We start from the raw sequence: 2071 nt of genomic DNA, 5'->3' as shown, positions 1-2071 counted from the left end.
GCCAGATGCAAGCGATGCCGCTTTTTCTCTCGCATCTTTGATCGCAGCCATGCGTGCTTTTTGTTGGTATTCCGCTTGATTGCTCACTTTCAATTGGATGTTGTCGACCTGATTAATGCCAGCTTTCAACGCCATATCCAAATACTGGTTAAGATCGGCTAAATCTGTCACTGTTACATTGATGCTGCGTGATGCTCTGTATCCAACCAACTCCGCTTTGCCCGATTTAGGGTAGTGATACTGAGGCGCAAGATACAGGTTTGAGCTGGTGATATTGTCCTTTGATAAACCAGCATCAGACAGATATTGGAGAAAATCTTCGACTGTTTTATCGACGGATTGTTTTGCTTGTTCCGCTGTCATGGTGGTATCCACCACTTTTACAGAAAAGGTCGCCATGTCTGGTGTTGCGACCACCTCACCGTAACCCGTTGTTGTTACGTGAGCAAATTCAGGCACATCAGCCAAGACTGAAACACTGCTAAGACTAAGAGCTGAAGCCAGCAAACACGAATACAGTTTCATTCGACAAATCCATCCATATCAATAGTGAAGTGTCTCCACAAATCAGCATCACCGACTTTGTTAAGTCGCCGAGCTGTAGGAGTAAGTGGTTTCATAATAGAAACTTCCGGTGATTATCCAAGCTCCTAACTTCACTTCTAACACAACTTTGACTGTGTAACTTTGGTGTAATTTCAACCATTCGTCATTTAATATTCGTCAGAAATGGTCGTCTATTCAATCACTACTGTGGTAAATGACGCTGTGCATAATTGACAATCGCTTGTGAAATCTCCTGCAATACGCCAGTTTCCAACTGCCAATGGTGCCAATAAATACGATAAGACATCAGGAAGCCAGGCGTAATATCAATTAACGAGCCTTGCTCTAACTCATCAGTAATTTGCAAACGAGGGATCAAACAATATGCCACTCCAGCTAACGCCATTTTGAGAAAAGCCTCTGAGCTGCTGATGTTGTGATGAATCACGCTATCAGGACGCACATTGAAATGCTCCGTGAGAAACTTTTTATGTAAGTCATCATACTGATCGTAGGAAACCGCTGGCGCCTTTGCTAAGGTCTGATTGTTTACACCTTCAGAAAAGTAACGCTGATAAAACTCAGGGTTAGCCACACAAACGTAATCAATTCGTCCTAAGTAATCGGCGCGACAATTTGGTATCGCTTGAGACTCTAAACTGATCGCCCCTGCGACCTCACCACTTTTCAGTTTTTCTATTGAACGTGATTCACCGTAAATCGTCAGCTTCAACTCTACTTGACGAGTTTTCATGACGTCTTGCAAAGCTGGCAGTAACCACGTTGCCAAACTGTCGGCGTTAGTAGCCAAAGACAGTTGCACTGGGCGCGTTGTAGTATCGTTTTTTATCTCAGGTAAAATTTCGTGCTCTAGCAACCGAACTCGACGGTAAAGCCCCAATAGTTTTTTCCCAATAGGAGTTGGCTTGGGTGGCTGCTCTCGAATTAACACAGGTTGCGCCAAGAACTTTTCGAGCTGTTTAATACGCTGCGAAATGGCAGATTGTGAGACAAACAGATGCTCAGCAGCTCGTTCAAAACTGCCTTGATAAACAACGGCATCCAAGGCTTCTATCCATTTGTAATCCAACCCTCGCATTCACTTTCTCCCCCCAAAAAAAAACCAACACCAAACCATTAAATAAGTAACTCTAATAATATATTAAAATCATTAATTATACTTATTTAACCAAAGCCATTATCTTTCCCCTCTCTGTCGTTTTCTTAATTATTTGAGGTGTATTGTGAGCTTTTGGGTTTTATTGCAAGGATTTGGTTTAGGGGCATCGATGATCATTCCGATCGGAGCACAAAATGCGTATGTCTTGAATCAAGGCATAAAGCGCAATCACCACCTGACGACAGCCACTATTTGTAGCGTCCTAGATATGATCTTCATTTCTCTAGGTATCTTTGGTGGTGGTGCTATTCTGTCTCAAAATGAAGTCCTACTGACATCGGTGACGCTTGGTGGTATTGCCTTCCTGAGCTTCTATGGACTACTTTCTCTTAAAAGCGCATTCAA

The 2071-nt window shown here is 42.9% G+C and carries 3 protein-coding genes; 1 reads left to right on the top strand and 2 read right to left on the bottom strand.

What is annotated here, in order from left to right; translation table 11 throughout:
• Together R7R78_RS23870 and R7R78_RS23865 are read right to left on the bottom strand one after the other, a co-directional pair.
• A partial coding sequence (locus R7R78_RS23870; protein ID WP_225474346.1) for an SIMPL domain-containing protein occupies positions 1 to 525 on the bottom strand: 525 nt, incomplete at its 3' end.
• A 223-nt stretch (positions 526 to 748) separates the two neighbouring features.
• Positions 749 to 1645 (bottom strand): LysR family transcriptional regulator ArgP, encoded by an 897-nt coding sequence (locus R7R78_RS23865; RefSeq protein ID WP_005482449.1) that lies wholly within the window; start codon positions 1643 to 1645, stop codon positions 749 to 751.
• A gap of 145 nt (positions 1646 to 1790) precedes the next feature.
• Between R7R78_RS23865 and R7R78_RS23860 the strand changes: the two genes are divergently transcribed.
• Positions 1791 to 2071, top strand: a 281-nt coding sequence (locus R7R78_RS23860; RefSeq protein ID WP_225474345.1) for a LysE/ArgO family amino acid transporter, incomplete at its 3' end; no start/stop codon positions are given.

This window comes from Vibrio sp. 2134-1 (assembly GCF_033339495.1).
The sequence above is the reverse complement of the archived record's forward strand: the minus strand, read 5'-3'. Positions and strand labels throughout refer to the sequence as shown.

Coding starts and splice junctions, on each gene's coding strand:
- R7R78_RS23865 (WP_005482449.1), bottom strand. CDS start 1,645: ATGCGAGGGTTGGATTACAAATGGATAGAAGCCTTGGATGCCGTTGTT.